This window comes from Streptomyces sp. NPDC002623, assembly GCF_053592635.1.
This window is the reverse complement of sequence record NZ_JBSFWB010000003.1, coordinates 177,100-192,466: the sequence shown is the minus strand read 5'-3', so window position 1 is coordinate 192,466 and position 15,367 is coordinate 177,100. Positions and strand designations below refer to the sequence as shown.

The window sequence follows — 15,367 nt, the reverse complement described above, 5'->3', positions numbered from 1 at the left end:
GCCGAGGGTCCGGAATTCCACCTGGGGGAGGGCGTGTGGCCAGGAAACCCGAGCTGAAGGGGAGGGCCGCACGGCTCGCGCGGCTCTTCCCGGCCGGCCCACGGCAGGCGGCCCGCACGCCGTTCGTCCTCCTTGTGGTCCTCCTCCTCGGCGGCGGTCTCATCGGACTGCTCGTGCTGAACTCCGCTCTGAGCGAGGGCTCGTTCAGGATGGACGACCTCCAGAAGGACACCAAGAGCCTTACCGACGAGGAGCAGGCCCTCCAACGGGACATCGACTCCTACTCGGCCCCCGACGCCCTCCAGCGCCGCGCACGCGAACTGGGCATGGTCCCGGGCGGGGACCCGGCCTTCCTGAACCCCGACGGCAGTGTGAAGGGCGTTCCGTCGCCCGCCGCCCGGCAGTCCGTGCCGGACGCTCCCGTCGTCGTACGGCCGCCCGAGGCCATCCTGTTCTCCCAGACGATCGAGTCCTCGACGACGCCCGATCCGAGCGCCTCGCCCGTATCTGACGCCTCACCCGTACCCGGCGCCGATCCGGTGCCGAGCGACTCTCCCGTACCGGACCCGGCCGCCCTCGCCCCGACCGCAGCCGACCCCGAGACCCCCGGCAGGTGACGGAAGTGTCCGACAGGGAACAGCCGCGCCGGCGCGTGCCCGGCCCCGCCCGGCCCTCCCGCCCCGCGTCCGCCCAGCGGCGCCCGGGGCCCGGCGCCCGCCCGGCCCGCCGCCCGTCGGCGCCCGCCCCCCGCGACGCCGCCCCGCGCGTCATCCGGCTCGGCAGCCCCCGGCCCCGGCTGCGCATGGTCGGCCTGGCGCTGACGCTGGTGCTCCTCGCCTTCGTCGTCCGCCTCCTCCAGGTGCAGGCCGTCGACGCGAGCACCTACGCCGCCAAGGCCGAGCAGAACCGGTACGTCGGCCAGGTGCTGGCCGCCGAGCGCGGCGAGATCACCGACCGCACCGGCGTGGCCTTCGCGACCAGCGAGGACGCCTACGACATCACGGCCGACCCGACGATGTTCACCCGCGCGCAGTTGAAGATCGACGACGGGCCCGAGCGGGCGGCCGCCCTCCTCGCGCCGATCCTCGGCCAGGAGCAGTCCGCGCTCGTCACGAAGCTGCGGCCCAAGGACAAGGGCCTGCGCTACGTCAAGCTCGCCGGGCGGCAGACCCCGCAGGTCTGGAAGCAGATCAGGGATCTGCGGTCCGCGCTCTCCGACAAGGCGGAGACGGACCGCAGCACGGTCAACGTCCTGGCCGGCCTGTTCTCGGTGCCCAGCAGCAAGCGCGTGTACCCCAACGGCGAGCTCGCCGCCGGGATACTGGGCTGGGTCAACGCCGACGGCAAGGGCGGCGGCGGCATCGAGCAGCAGCTGAACGCGACCCTGGCCGGCAAGGACGGCAAGATCCGCTACGCCCAGTCCGGCGGCCGCCAGGTGCCCACCGCGGGCTCCACCGAGACCCCGGCGGTGCCCGGCTCCGACGTCGAGCTGACCATCGACCGCGACATCCAGTGGGCCGCGCAGAACGCCATCACCGAGCAGGTGGAGGAGTCCAAGGCGGACCGCGGCTACGTCATCGTCCAGGACACGCAGACCGGCGAGATCCTCGCCATGGCCAACTCGCCGGGCTTCGACCCCAACGACCTCTCCCGGGCCAACTCGGCGGACCTGGGCAACCCGTCCGTCCAGGACGCCTACGAGCCCGGCTCGACCGCCAAGGTCATGTCGATGGCCGCCGTGCTGGAGGAGAACGCCGCCACCCCGCTGACGCACGTCACCGTGCCCAACCGGCTGCACCGCGGCGACCGGCTCTTCCAGGACGACATCGACCACGCCACCTGGTACCTCACGCTCAACGGCGTGCTCGCCAAGTCCAGCAACATCGGCACCATTCTGGCCACCGGCCAGCTCGGCAAGACGCAGCCCCAGGCCAACCAGGTCCTCTACTCCTATCTGCGCAAGTTCGGCCTCGGCAGCCACACCGGGCTCGGCTTCCCCGGCGAGACCAAGGGCATCCTCGCCGTGCCCGACAAGTGGTCGACCTCGCAGCAGTACACGATCCCCTTCGGCCAGGGCATGTCCCTCAACGCGCTCCAGGCGGCCTCCGTGTACTCGACGATCGCCAACGGCGGGGTCCGCGTGGAGCCCACCCTGGTACGCGGCACCAAGGGACCGGACGGCCGTTTCACGCCCGCCGAGGCTCCCGCGAAGAGCCGGGTCGTCAGCCAGAAGACGGCGAAGACCCTCGCCCAGATGCTGGAGTCGGTGGTGGACGACGAGGAGGGCACGGGCGGCAAGGCGCGCATCCCCGGCTACCGCGTCGCGGGCAAGACCGGTACCGCCAACCGCGTGGATCCGGCCACCGGCACCTACAAGGGCTACACCTCGTCGTTCGCCGGGTTCGCGCCCGCCGACAACCCCCGGGTCACCGTCTACTGCGCCATCCAGAACGCCACCCAGGGCAGCTACTTCGGCGGGCAGATCTGCGGTCCCGTCTTCAAGCAGGTCATGGAGTTCGCCCTGAAGACCCTGCAGGTCCCGCCGACCGGCGCGAAGGCCGCGAACCTCCCGGTCTCCTTCTCGCCCTGACCGCCCAGCCCTTGACCGCCCAGCCCCGTCCGCCCCGTCCGCCCACGACCCCCGTCCGCCACTGTTCAGCGCCGAACAAGCCAGGAACCGAGCCCGTGACCATGATCACTCCCGACCCCGGGAACCACGTACTGCCCGCGTCGCCGCCCGGGCCCCCGCCTTCGCCCTCGCTTGGCCCGCGGGCGGGTGCGCCCGGTACGCTCACCGCCGTGCCACACGCTGATCAGTCCCAAACCACCCAGAAGGGCGCTTCCGTGACATATCCGGGACCGCCGCGACCGGCCCAGGTCTCCGCCACACCCCTCGCGGAACTCGCCGATCAGCTGGGCGCCGAGCAGCCGCGGAGCGCCGCCGTCGAGGTCACGGGCATCACCCACGACTCACGCGCGGTCCGCCCCGGCGACCTGTACGCCGCCCTCCCGGGCGCCCGTCTGCACGGCGCCGACTTCGTCGCGCAGGCCGCGGGCCTCGGCGCGGTCGCCGTGCTGACCGACCCCACCGGCGCCGGACGCGCCGCCGCGACCGGCCTGCCGGTCCTGGTGGCCGACGACCCGCGCGGGCGGATGGGCGAGCTGGCGGCCACGATCTACGGCCGGCCGGGCCGCGAACTGCTCCAGATCGGCATCACCGGCACCTCCGGCAAGACCACCACCGCGTACCTCGTCGAGGGCGGGCTCAAGCCGCTCCGGTCCACCGGGCTCATCGGCACCGTCGAGACGCGCATCGGCGAGACGCGCATCAAGTCCGAGCGCACCACCCCCGAGGCCACCGACCTCCAGGCCCTGTTCGCCGTCATGCGCGAGCGCGGTGTCGAGGCGGTCGCCATGGAGGTCTCCAGCCACGCCCTGGTCCTCGGCCGGGTCGACGGCTGTGTCTTCGACGTCGCCGTGTTCAACAACCTCAGCCCGGAGCACATGGAGTTCCACTCCGACATGGAGGACTACTTCCGGGCCAAGGCGCAGCTGTTCACACCGCAACGCAGCAAACTCGGTGTGGTCAACCTCGACGACGAGTACGGGCGCAGGCTCGCGGGCGAGGCCACGATCCCGGTCGTCACCTTCTCCGCCGAGGGCCACCCGGACGCCGACTGGCGCGCCGTCGACGTCGAGATCGGCCCCATGGACTCGACGTTCGCCGTCGTGGGCCCCGACGGTGTGCGGGTCGCCGCCAAGGCGCCGCTGCCGGGCTCCTTCAACGTGGCGAACACCCTCGCCGCGATCGTCTCCCTCGCCGCCGCCGGCATCGACGCGCAGACCGCCGCCGACGGCGTCGCCGCCGTGCCGGGCGTGCCGGGCCGGCTGGAGCGCGTGGACGCCGGGCAGCCCTACCTCGCGGTCGTCGACTACGCCCACAAGACGGACGCCGTCGAATCGGTCCTCAGAGCGCTGCGCAAGGTCACCAAGGGCCGGCTGCACGTCGTCCTCGGCTGCGGCGGCGACCGGGACCGCACCAAGCGCGCCCCGATGGGCGCCGCGGCGGCCCGGCTCGCCGACACCGCCGTGCTGACCTCCGACAACCCCCGCTCCGAGGACCCCCTCGCGATCCTCGCGACCATGCTCGAGGGCGCGGCGTCCGTGCCCGCGCACGAGCGCGGCGAGGTCCTCCTGTTCGAGGACCGGGCCGCCGCGATCGCCGCGGTCGTCGCCCGCGCGCACGCCGGGGACACCGTGCTGGTCGCGGGCAAGGGCCATGAGCAGGGCCAGGACATCGCCGGCGTCGTCCGTCCGTTCGACGACCGCCAGGTGCTTCGCGAAGCTATCCAGCAGACCCAGGGATGAACTTGTGATCGCCCTCTCCCTCGCCGAGATCGCAGCAGTCGTCGGCGGGCAGACGCACGACATACCGGATCCCTCCGCGGAGGTCACCGGACCGGTCGTCCGGGACTCCCGCGAGGTGGAGCCCGGCAGCCTCTTCGTAGCCTTCGTGGGCGAACGGGTGGACGGCCACGACTACGCGGCCGCGGTCGTCGAGGCGGGTGCGGCGGCCGTGTTGGCCTCGCGCCCGGTCGGCGTCCCCGCGATCGTCGTGGACGACGTCCAGACGGCGCTCGGCGCCCTCGCCCGGCATGTCGTGCACAAGCTCGGCGCGACCCTCGTCGCGCTCACCGGCTCGGCCGGCAAGACCAGCACCAAGGACCTCATCGCCCAGGTGCTGAGGCGCAAGGCGCCGACCGTCTTCACGCCCGGCTCGCTCAACAACGAGATCGGGCTGCCGCTGACGGCCCTGTCCGCCACCGAGGAGACCAAGTTCCTCGTGCTGGAGATGGGCGCCCGCGGGATCGGCCACATCCGCTACCTCGCCGATCTGACGCCGCCGAGGATCGGCCTCGTGCTGAACGTCGGCACCGCCCACATCGGCGAGTTCGGCGGCCGCGAACAGATCGCACAGGCAAAGGGCGAGCTCGTCGAGAGCCTGCCCCCGGAAAGCGACGGCGGCACGGCGATCCTCAACGCCGACGACCCGTTGGTCCGGGCCATGGCCTCCCGTACGAAGGCGAAGGTGGTCTTTTTCGGAGAGTCCGGCGAAGCGGACGTACGGGCCGAGAACGTGCGACTCACGGACAGCGGACAGCCTGCCTTCAGCCTTCACACACCCTCCGGGTGCAGCGACGTGACCATGCGCCTGTACGGTGAGCACCACGTGTCGAACGCGCTCGCCGCGGCCGCCGTCGCTCATGAGCTGGGCATGTCCGCGGAAGAGATCGCCACCGCACTCTCCGAGGCGGGCTCCCTCTCCCGCTGGCGGATGGAGGTCACCGAGCGCCCGGACGGCGTGACGATCGTCAACGACGCCTACAACGCGAACCCCGAGTCCATGCGAGCCGCTCTGCGCGCGCTCGCGGCCATGGGCAAGGGGCGGCGGACCTGGGCGGTGCTCGGCAAGATGGCCGAGCTCGGGGACGAGGCGCTCGCCGAGCACGACGCGGTCGGACGGCTCGCCGTCCGGCTCAATGTCGGCAAGCTCGTCGCGGTCGGGGGCAGAGAAGCCGCCTGGCTGCAATTGGGCGCATATAACGAGGGTTCGTGGGGTGAGGAGTCGGTGCACGTGTCCGACGCACAGGCGGCGGTCGACCTGTTGCGCAGCGAGTTGCGCCCGGGGGACGTCGTGCTCGTGAAGGCGTCCCGTTCGGTCGGCCTCGAGAGCGTCGCGCAGGCGCTGCTCGCGACCGGCACCGAGGGTGAGGTCGCCGCCCGATGATGAATCAGATCCTGTTCGCGGGCGTCATCGGCCTCTTCCTGACGCTGATCGGGACCCCGCTGCTGATCAAGCTGCTGGCGCGCAAGGGCTACGGCCAGTACATCCGCGACGACGGTCCGCGCACGCACGGCAGCAAGCGCGGTACGCCCACCATGGGCGGCATCGCCTTCATCATCGCGACCGTCGCCGCGTACTTCCTGTCCAAGGTGATCACGGGCAAGCCGCCGACCTACTCGGGTCTGCTGGTGCTCGGCCTGATGTGCGGCATGGGCCTGGTCGGCTTCCTGGACGACTACATCAAGATCGTCAAGCGGCGTTCGCTGGGTCTGCGGGCCAAGGCGAAGATGGCCGGCCAGCTGATCGTCGGCATCGCCTTCGCGGTGCTCTCGCTGCAGTTCTCCGACTCGCGCGGCAACACCCCGGCCTCCACGAAGCTGTCGTTCATCACGGACTTCGGCTGGACGATCGGCCCGGTGCTGTTCGTCGTCTGGGCGCTGTTCATGATTCTCGCGATGTCCAACGGCGTGAACCTGACGGACGGTCTGGACGGCCTCGCCACCGGCGCCTCCGTCCTCGTCTTCGGCGCGTACACGTTCATCGGCGTCTGGCAGTTCCAGGAGTCCTGCGCCAACGGCGAGACCCTGACCAACCCCAACGCCTGTTACGAGGTGCGCGATCCGCTGGACCTCGCGGTCATCGCCTCCGCGCTGATGGGCGCCTGCCTCGGCTTCCTGTGGTGGAACACGTCACCGGCCAAGATCTTCATGGGCGACACCGGTTCGCTGGCGCTCGGCGGTGTCCTCGCGGGCCTCGCGATCTGCTCCCGCACCGAGCTGCTCATCGCGCTCCTGGGCGGACTGTTCGTCCTCATCACCATGTCGGTCGTCATCCAGGTCGGCTCCTTCAAGCTCACCGGCAAGCGGGTCTTCCGGATGGCGCCACTGCAGCACCACTTCGAACTCAAGGGTTGGTCCGAAGTCCTTGTCGTGGTCCGCTTCTGGATCATCCAGGGCATCTGTGTGATCGTCGGACTGGGTCTCTTCTACGCGGGATGGGCAGCAGAAAAGTGACCGACTGGCAGGGGAAGAACGTCACCGTCGCCGGGCTCGGCGTCTCCGGCATCCCGGCGGCCAAGGTGCTGCACGGGCTCGGCGCGAAGGTCACGGTCGTCAACGACGGCGACGACGCACGCGCGCGTGAACAGGCCGCCGAGCTGCGGGCCCTGGGCGTCACCGTGCGCCTCGGCGACGGGGCGACCCTGCCCGCGGGCACCGAACTCATCGTCACCGCACCCGGCTGGAAGCCCGACAAGCCGCTCTTCACCGCGGCGCGCGAAGCCGGTGTGCCGGTCTGGGGCGACGTCGAACTCGCCTGGCGGCTGCGGGGACCCGACGCGGCTCCCTGGCTGTGCGTCACCGGCACCAACGGCAAGACGACCACCACCCAGATGCTGACGTCGATCCTGAAGGCGGCCGGCCTGCGCACGGCCGCCGTCGGCAACATCGGCGTCTCGCTCCTGGACGCGGTGCTCGGCGAGGAGCAGTACGACGTCCTCGCCGTGGAGCTCTCCAGCTACCAGCTGCACTGGGCGCCCTCGCTGCGCGCCCACTCGGCCGCCGTCCTCAACCTCGCCCCCGACCACCTCGACTGGCACGGCTCCATGGAGGCGTACGCCAAGGACAAGGGGCGCGTCTACGAGGGCAACCGGGTCGCCTGCGTCTACAACGTCGCCGACAAGGCCACCGAGGACCTGGTGCGCGAGGCGGACGTCGAGGAGGGCTGCCGGGCCGTCGGCTTCACCCTGGCCGCGCCCGCGCCCTCCCAACTCGGTGTCGTCGACGGCATCCTGGTCGACCGCGCCTTCGTCGAGAACCGGCAGAAGAACGCCCAGGAGCTCGCCTCCGTCTCCGACGTCGACCCGCCCGCCCCGCACAACATCGCCAACGCCCTTGCCGCGGCGGCCCTCGCCCGCGCCTTCGGGGTGCCCGCAAAGGCCGTCCGGGACGGTCTGCGGGCCTTCACCCCGGACGCCCACCGCATCTCCCATGTGACGGACGTGGACGGCGTCGCGTACGTCGACGACTCCAAGGCGACCAACACGCATGCGGCGGAAGCCTCGTTGGCGGCCTACGAGTCGATCGTCTGGATCGCGGGCGGACTGGCCAAGGGCGCGACCTTCGACGAGCTCGTCGCCAAGTCGGCGAAGCGACTTCGCGGGGTCGTGCTCATCGGCGCCGATCGCGCCCTGATCCGAGAAGCCCTGACGCGACACGCCCCGGAAGTACCCGTCGTCGACGTCGAACGGACCGACACTGGGGCGATGCTCGCGGCTGTCCAGGAGGCTCGGCGCCTCGCCGTCGAAGGCGACACGGTGCTTCTCGCCCCGGCCTGCGCCTCCATGGACATGTTCGCCGATTACAACCAGCGCGGTGACGCGTTCGCATCTGCGGCTCGCGAACTCGGCGCCTGACCCGGCCGCCGCCTGCCGGGCGACCTTGGGAGGGACGCGTGGGACCGTCAGGGCCGACATGCAGCGGACGAGCCGTGTGCAGCGGAGCACCCGATGCCCGGTAGCCGCACCGGGCGTCCGCCCGTCCAGCGGACCCGGACCGTCCGGGGAGCCTCCGCCACCGCCCGGCCGCGCCGCGACAACCCGCTGCGACGCCTGTACACGCGTGCCCGCAAGGCCTGGGACCGGCCGCTGACCGCCTATTACCTGATCTTCGGCGGCAGCCTGCTGATCACCGTGCTGGGCCTCGTGATGGTCTACTCCGCCTCCCAGATCACCGCGCTGCAGATGTCGCTGCCGGGTTCCTTCTTCTTCCGCAAGCAGTTCCTGGCCGCCTCCATCGGCGGCGTGCTGCTGCTGGTCGCGTCCCGGATGCCGGTGAAGCTGCACCGCGCTCTGGCCTACCCGATCCTGGCCGGCGCCGTCTTCATGATGGCGCTGGTGCAGGTGCCGGGGATAGGGCTGTCGGTCAACGGCAACCAGAACTGGATCTCGCTCGGCGGCTCCTTCCAGATCCAGCCCAGCGAGTTCGGCAAGCTCGCGCTGGTGCTGTGGGGCGCTGATCTGCTCGCCCGCAAGCAGGACAAGAAGCTGCTGACCCAGTGGAAGCACATGCTGGTGCCGCTGGTGCCGGTCGCCTTCATGCTGCTCGGGCTGATCATGCTCGGCGGTGACATGGGCACGGCGATCATCCTGACGGCGATCCTGTTCGGCCTGCTGTGGCTGGCGGGGGCGCCCACCCGGCTGTTCGCCGGGGTGCTCGCGGTCGCCGCCACGATCGGCGTGATCCTCATCAAGACCAGCCCGAACCGCATGGCCCGGCTGCAGTGCATCGGCGCGACCGACCCCGGTCCGGGCGACGCCTGCTGGCAGGCCGTGCACGGGATCTACGCCCTGGCCTCCGGCGGGATCTTCGGCTCGGGACTCGGTGCGAGTGTGGAGAAATGGGGGCAACTCCCCGAAGCGCACACCGACTTCATCTTCGCCGTGACCGGTGAGGAACTGGGCCTCGCGGGGACGCTGTCGGTACTCGCCCTCTTCGCGGCTCTAGGCTATGCGGGTATCCGCGTGGCCGGACGCACGGAGGACCCCTTCGTGAGGTATGCCGCGGGAGGCGTGACCACGTGGATCACCGCTCAGGCGGTGATCAACATCGGTGCGGTGCTCGGCCTGCTGCCGATCGCCGGCGTGCCCCTCCCGCTGTTCTCCTACGGGGGCTCCGCCCTGCTGCCGACCATGTTCGCCATCGGGCTGCTGATCGCCTTCGCACGCGATGAGCCCGCTGCGCGGGCGGCGCTTGCGATGCGCCACCCCCGTTTTGGTAGAAAGCGGGGGACCGGGAGCTCTGCGTTCGTTCGGAGCCTCCGGAGATGGAACACGATGCGACGGCGTGCCTCGGCGGCGCGCCCGTCCGGAGAGCGGTGAATTTCGGTGCATGTCGTACTCGCTGGTGGGGGGACCGCCGGCCACATCGAGCCCGCGCTCGCCCTCGCGGACGCCCTGCGCAGGCAGGACCCCACTGTGGGGATCACGGCCCTGGGCACGGAGCGCGGCCTGGAGACCACGCTCGTTCCGCAGCGGGGCTACGAGCTCGCGCTGATCCCCGCCGTGCCCCTGCCGCGCAAGCCCACCCCTGAACTGATCACCGTCCCGGGCCGGCTGCGCGGCACGATCAAGGCCGCCGAGCAGATCCTGGAGCGCACCAAGGCGGACTGCGTCGTCGGCTTCGGCGGTTATGTGGCCCTGCCCGGCTACCTCGCCGCCAAGCGCCTCGGCGTGCCGATCGTGGTCCACGAGGCCAACGCCCGCCCCGGGCTGGCCAACAAGATCGGCTCGCGCTACGCGGCCCGGGTCGCCGTCTCCACGCCCGACAGCAAGCTGCGCGACGCCCGCTACATCGGCATCCCGCTGCGCCGCTCCATCGCCACCCTGGACCGCGCGGCCGCGCGCCCCGAAGCCCGCGCGATGTTCGGGCTCGACCCGAACCTGCCCACGCTGCTGGTCTCCGGCGGCTCGCAGGGCGCCCGGCGTCTCAACGAGGTCGTCCAGCAGGTCGCGCCCTGGCTGCAGCAGGCCGGCATCCAGATCCTGCACGCCGTCGGCCCGAAGAACGAACTGCCGCATGTGCAGCAGATGCCGGGGATGCCCCCCTACATCCCGGTACCGTACGTGGACCGGATGGACCTCGCGTACGCCGCCGCCGACATGATGCTCTGCCGCGCGGGCGCGATGACCGTCGCCGAACTCTCCGCCGTCGGGCTCCCGGCCGCCTATGTCCCGCTGCCCATCGGCAACGGCGAACAGCGGCTGAACGCCCAGCCGGTGGTCAAGGCGGGCGGCGGACTGCTGGTCGACGACGCGGAACTGACCCCCGAGTGGGTCCGGGAGACCGTCCTGCCCGTGCTCGCCGACCCGCACCGGCTGTACGAGATGTCCCGCGCCGCCAGCGAGTTCGGCCGCCGTGACGCCGACGACCTGCTCGTCGGCATGGTGTACGAGGCGATCGCCGCCTCCCGTGCACACCGATAGGCACGTTTGACGAAAGGACAGGGGAGCGTGGCCGGATCCGCCACCGCCGAGCGCGGTGCACGTCAGCAGGAGTCCTCCGGCCCGCCCCTCGTCCGGCGGTTGGGCCGGTTGGGGCCGCGCAGACTTCGTGTGATCATCATCCTTGTGCTGGTCGTCGCGCTCCTCGGGGCGGGCGTCGGCTGGGTGTTGTACGGCTCACAGTGGCTGCGGGTTCAGCGCGTCACCGTCTCCGGCACGGGCGTGCTGACACCGCAGCAGGTGCGCGAAGCCGCCGCCGTACCGGTCGGATCGCCGATGATTTCCGTCGACACGGATGCGATCGAGGCGCGATTGCGTACGGAATTGCCCCGAATCGACTCCGTCGACGTGGTCCGTTCCTGGCCTCATGGAATCGGTCTGAAAGTGACCGAGCGGACTCCGGTTCTGCTTGTGCAAAAGGGGTCGAAGTTCGTGGAAGTGGACGACGACGGCGTCCGTTTCGCCACGGTTTCCGAGGCTCCGAAAGGTGTTCCTCTTCTGGAAATGGCCGTTTCGTCCTCGCGTTCCGCCGCCGCGAGCCTGCGCCGCTTCGGCGAGGGCCGGCTGGTGCGGGAGGCGGTCGAGGCGGCCGGCTCCCTCCCGGCCGCCGTCGCCCGCGACACCCGCCTCGTCAAGGTCCTTTCCTACGACGACATCTCGCTGGAGTTGACCGCCGGCCGCACGGTCGCGTGGGGGAGCGCCGAGCAGGGCGCCGCGAAGGGCCGTGCACTCACCGCTCTCATGAAAGCCGCCCCGGACGCGCGGCACTTCGATGTCAGCGCTCCCACCGCCCCTGCGTCATCGGGGAGTTGACGCACATCAGCGCAGGCCAGCACCCTGGTTGGGCACTGACACGGCTGATCACATAGGGTGAAAAGAAAAACGGGAGGTTCGGCGTGTTCGTTGAACGGGCGCCACTTGTCGACTTAGTGTCCTGTTCAGAAGACTTCAAGGAACAGACACACTGGTAACCCTAAACTTCAGCGTTAGGGTTCGGGTCGGCGAAACGGACCGTCCCATTCGGCATCAGTCGTCGGATCGCATCACCATGTGAGGCGACGACACGTAACTCGAGGCGAGAGGCCTTCGACGTGGCAGCACCGCAGAACTACCTCGCAGTCATCAAAGTCATCGGTGTCGGCGGCGGTGGTGTCAATGCCATCAACCGGATGATCGAGGTCGGTCTCAAGGGCGTCGAGTTCATCGCCATCAACACCGACGCGCAGGCGCTGTTGATGAGCGACGCCGACGTCAAGCTCGACGTCGGCCGCGAACTGACCCGCGGACTCGGCGCCGGCGCCAACCCGGCCGTCGGCCGCAAGGCCGCCGAGGACCACCGCGAGGAGATCGAGGAGGTCCTCAAGGGGGCCGACATGGTCTTCGTGACGGCCGGCGAGGGAGGCGGCACCGGCACCGGCGGCGCGCCCGTCGTGGCCAACATCGCCCGCAACCTCGGCGCCCTCACCATCGGCGTGGTCACCCGCCCGTTCACCTTCGAGGGACGGCGCCGCGCCAACCAGGCCGAGGACGGCATCGCCGAACTCCGCGAAGAGGTCGACACCCTCATCGTCATCCCCAACGACCGGCTGCTGTCCATCTCGGACCGCCAGGTCTCGGTCCTCGACGCCTTCAAGTCGGCCGACCAGGTCCTGCTCTCCGGCGTTCAGGGCATCACCGACCTGATCACCACCCCCGGTCTGATCAACCTCGACTTCGCCGACGTCAAGTCGGTCATGTCCGAGGCCGGCTCGGCCCTCATGGGCATCGGCTCGGCCCGCGGCGACGACCGCGCGGTGGCCGCCGCCGAGATGGCGATCTCCTCGCCGCTGCTGGAGGCCTCCATCGACGGCGCCCGGGGCGTCCTGCTCTCCATCTCCGGCGGCTCCGACCTCGGCCTGTTCGAGATCAACGAGGCCGCCCAGCTGGTCAGCGAGGCGGCCCACCCCGAGGCCAACATCATCTTCGGCGCGGTCATCGACGACGCGCTCGGCGACGAGGTCCGGGTCACCGTCATCGCGGCCGGCTTCGACGGGGGGCAGCCCCCGGCCCGCCGGGAGACCGTCATCGGCTCGTCCTCGGCCTCGGCCCGCCGCGACGAGCCCACTCCGGTACGGCAGTCCGACAGCCGTCCGTCCTTCGGCTCGCTCGGCAGCGTCACGCCGAAGGAGGAGCCGGAGCCGGCCCCCGAGCCGGTGGCCGACCTCCCGGTCTCCCCGCCGGTGCCGCCGTCGCGGTCGTACTCGGACAGCGCGGCCGAGGAGCTGGACGTGCCGGACTTCCTGAAGTGATAGGACAGCGCGAGAGCGTGAGCGGCGCGCACTTCGCCTTCACCGACCGGTGGGGCGGGGTGAGCGCCGCTCCGTATGAGGAGCTCAACCTCGGCGGGGCGGTCGGCGACGACCCCGACGCCGTACGCGTCAACCGTGAGCTGGCCGCCAAGTCGCTGGGGCTGGATCCGGGCCGGGTCGTCTGGATGAACCAGGTGCACGGCAACGACGTGGCCGAGGTCGAAGGACCCTGGACCACCCGGCTGACCCCGCCGGTCGACGGCCTGGTGACCGCGACCCGCGGACTCGCCCTCGCCGTGCTGACGGCGGACTGCGTGCCGGTGCTGCTCGCCGACCCCGTCGCCGGTGTCGTCGCCGCCGCTCACGCGGGACGGCCCGGCATGGTCAAGGGGATCGTGCCCGCCGCCGTCGACGCGATGGAGTCGCTCGGCGCCGACCCCGCCCGGATCGTCGCCCGCACCGGACCCGCCGTGTGCGGCCGGTGCTACGAGGTGCCGGAGGAGATGCGCGCCGAGGTGGCCGCCGTCGAGCCGGCGGCGCACGCCGAGACGAGCTGGGGCACTCCCGCGGTCGACGTGACCGCCGGGGTGCATGCGCAGCTCGACCGGCTCGGGGTGCACGACCGGGAGCAGTCGCCGGTGTGCACTCGGGAGTCGAAGGATCACTTCTCGTATCGCCGCGACCGCTCCACGGGGCGACTCGCGGGATATGTCTGGCTGGACTGATGGGGCATGACGGACCGTAGGGACGAAATCGCCGGAAACCTGGCGAAGGTGGAGGAGCGCATCGCCGCCGCGTGCGCGGCCGCCAGTCGCAAGCGGGAGGAGGTGACCCTGATCGTGGTCACCAAGACCTACCCGGCCAGCGATGTGCGGATCCTCGCCGAACTCGGCGTGCAGGACGTCGCCGAGAACAAGGACCAGGACGCGGCGCCCAAGGCGGCCGACTGCGCCGACCTGCCGCTTCGATGGCACTTCGTCGGCCAGCTGCAGACCAACAAGGTGCGCTCCGTGGTCGGTTACGCGGACGTCGTGCAGTCGGTCGACCGCGCGAGGCTGGTGACGGCCCTGTCCAAGGAGGCCGTGCGGGCCGGCCGGGAACTGGGCTGCCTGATCCAGGTGGCCCTGGACGCCGGGCTGAGCGAGCGGGGGGAGCGCGGCGGAGTGGCCCCGGGCGGCATCGAGGAGTTGGCCGAGCTGGTCGCCGGCTCCCCGGGGTTGCGGCTTGACGGACTGATGACCGTCGCACCTCTGACCGGGGAGTACGCCGGGCGTCAACGGGCAGCATTCGGGCGGTTGATGGATTTGTCGACCGACCTGCGCAGAGACCGTCCGGCTGCGAACATGGTGTCGGCAGGGATGAGTGCGGACCTCGAGGAGGCCGTGGCGGCCGGAGCGACACATGTACGCGTCGGCACCGCGGTACTCGGCGTCCGCCCCAGGCTCGGGTAACGTCGCCAGGAAGTCGGACCACAGCAGAAAATATGGTCATTACCGCCGCGAGGCGGCACAAGGGCCACGTGGATCGCGGGACTTGGCAGTCGAAAGTCGATCCACCACAGAGCGGAGGACTCAGAGCATGGCCGGCGCGATGCGCAAGATGGCGGTCTACCTCGGCCTCGTGGAGGACGATGGGTACGACGGCCGGGGCTTCGACCCCGACGACGACTTCGAACCCGAGCTCGACCCTGAGCCCGAGCGGGACCACCGGCGTCACGAGCCGGTGCACCAGTCTCACGGTGCACATCAGTCCCAAAGGGATGAAGAGGTGCGAATCGTACAGCCGCCCGCTCCGCGTGAGCCGGTGGCCCGATCTGCTTCGCTAGCCGCGGAATCCGGGCGTCCGGCGCGCATCGCGCCCGTGGCATCCATCACACAAGAACGTCAGTCCCTGGAGAAGAACGCACCGGTGATCATGCCCAAGGTCGTGTCGGAACGAGAGCCGTACCGGATCACCACACTCCACCCCCGGACCTACAACGAGGCCCGTACCATCGGGGAACACTTCCGTGAGGGCACCCCGGTGATCATGAATCTGACTGAGATGGATGACACAGACGCGAAGCGACTTGTCGACTTTGCGGCCGGTTTGGTGTTTGGTCTTCACGGCAGCATCGAGCGGGTGACGCAGAAGGTGTTCCTGTTGTCGCCTGCTAACGTCGATGTCACGGCGGAGGACAAGGCCCGCATCGCAGAGGGCGGGTTCTTCAACCAGAGCTGAGACGTAAGACCGGAA

The 15,367-nt window shown here is 70.6% G+C and carries 13 protein-coding genes; all 13 read left to right on the top strand.

Annotated features, from left to right (window positions below):
• Positions 1-35 precede the first annotated feature (35 nt).
• Positions 36-617, top strand: coding sequence for a septum formation initiator family protein (locus ACWD4O_RS06575; RefSeq protein ID WP_451278046.1), 582 nt, complete (start codon positions 36-38; stop codon positions 615-617).
• 5 nt (positions 618-622) lie between these two features.
• Positions 623-2,590, top strand: coding sequence for a peptidoglycan D,D-transpeptidase FtsI family protein (locus ACWD4O_RS06570; protein ID WP_451278044.1), 1,968 nt, complete (start codon positions 623-625; stop codon positions 2,588-2,590).
• A 95-nt stretch (positions 2,591-2,685) separates the two neighbouring features.
• Positions 2,686-4,368 carry a UDP-N-acetylmuramoyl-L-alanyl-D-glutamate--2,6-diaminopimelate ligase gene (locus ACWD4O_RS06565; RefSeq protein WP_451278042.1) on the top strand — a complete coding sequence of 561 codons (1,683 nt, stop codon included), beginning with the start codon at positions 2,686-2,688 and terminating at the stop codon, positions 4,366-4,368.
• A gap of 4 nt (positions 4,369-4,372) precedes the next feature.
• Complete coding sequence (locus ACWD4O_RS06560) at positions 4,373-5,788, top strand: UDP-N-acetylmuramoyl-tripeptide--D-alanyl-D-alanine ligase (protein ID WP_451278040.1); 1,416 nt, start codon at positions 4,373-4,375, stop codon at positions 5,786-5,788.
• Positions 5,785-6,858, top strand: coding sequence for a phospho-N-acetylmuramoyl-pentapeptide-transferase (gene mraY / locus ACWD4O_RS06555; protein WP_451278038.1), 1,074 nt, complete (start codon positions 5,785-5,787; stop codon positions 6,856-6,858). Before ACWD4O_RS06560 ends, mraY begins: the two co-directional genes overlap by 4 nt.
• Entirely contained in the window at positions 6,840-8,258 is a 1,419-nt protein-coding gene (gene murD / locus ACWD4O_RS06550; protein WP_451278036.1) for a UDP-N-acetylmuramoyl-L-alanine--D-glutamate ligase, read from the top strand. The genes mraY and murD overlap by 19 nt, the downstream gene beginning before the upstream one ends.
• Positions 8,259-8,351: 93 nt before the next feature.
• A complete protein-coding gene (gene ftsW / locus ACWD4O_RS06545; RefSeq protein ID WP_451278034.1) occupies positions 8,352-9,722 on the top strand; it encodes a putative lipid II flippase FtsW in 1,371 nt (456 codons plus the stop codon).
• 6 nt (positions 9,723-9,728) lie between these two features.
• On the top strand, positions 9,729-10,826 hold the full coding sequence (gene murG, locus ACWD4O_RS06540; protein WP_351910997.1) for an undecaprenyldiphospho-muramoylpentapeptide beta-N-acetylglucosaminyltransferase: 1,098 nt from the start codon (positions 9,729-9,731) through the stop codon (positions 10,824-10,826).
• A gap of 27 nt (positions 10,827-10,853) precedes the next feature.
• Positions 10,854-11,657 (top strand): cell division protein FtsQ/DivIB, encoded by an 804-nt coding sequence (locus tag ACWD4O_RS06535; protein ID WP_451278032.1) that lies wholly within the window; start codon positions 10,854-10,856, stop codon positions 11,655-11,657.
• Positions 11,658-11,935: 278 nt separating this feature from the next.
• The gene (ftsZ, locus tag ACWD4O_RS06530) at positions 11,936-13,132 is read left to right on the top strand and encodes a cell division protein FtsZ (protein ID WP_451278030.1); all 1,197 of its coding nucleotides are present in this window, start codon (positions 11,936-11,938) and stop codon (positions 13,130-13,132) included.
• A complete protein-coding gene (gene pgeF, locus ACWD4O_RS06525) occupies positions 13,129-13,857 on the top strand; it encodes a peptidoglycan editing factor PgeF (RefSeq protein ID WP_451278028.1) in 729 nt (242 codons plus the stop codon). The genes ftsZ and pgeF overlap by 4 nt, the downstream gene beginning before the upstream one ends.
• A gap of 6 nt (positions 13,858-13,863) precedes the next feature.
• Positions 13,864-14,583 carry a YggS family pyridoxal phosphate-dependent enzyme gene (locus tag ACWD4O_RS06520; RefSeq protein WP_451278026.1) on the top strand — a complete coding sequence of 240 codons (720 nt, stop codon included), beginning with the start codon at positions 13,864-13,866 and terminating at the stop codon, positions 14,581-14,583.
• 127 nt (positions 14,584-14,710) lie between these two features.
• Positions 14,711-15,352: a cell division protein SepF gene (locus ACWD4O_RS06515; protein ID WP_351910992.1), complete on the top strand. Its 642-nt coding sequence runs from the start codon at positions 14,711-14,713 to the stop codon at positions 15,350-15,352.
• Positions 15,353-15,367: the final 15 nt, after the last annotated feature.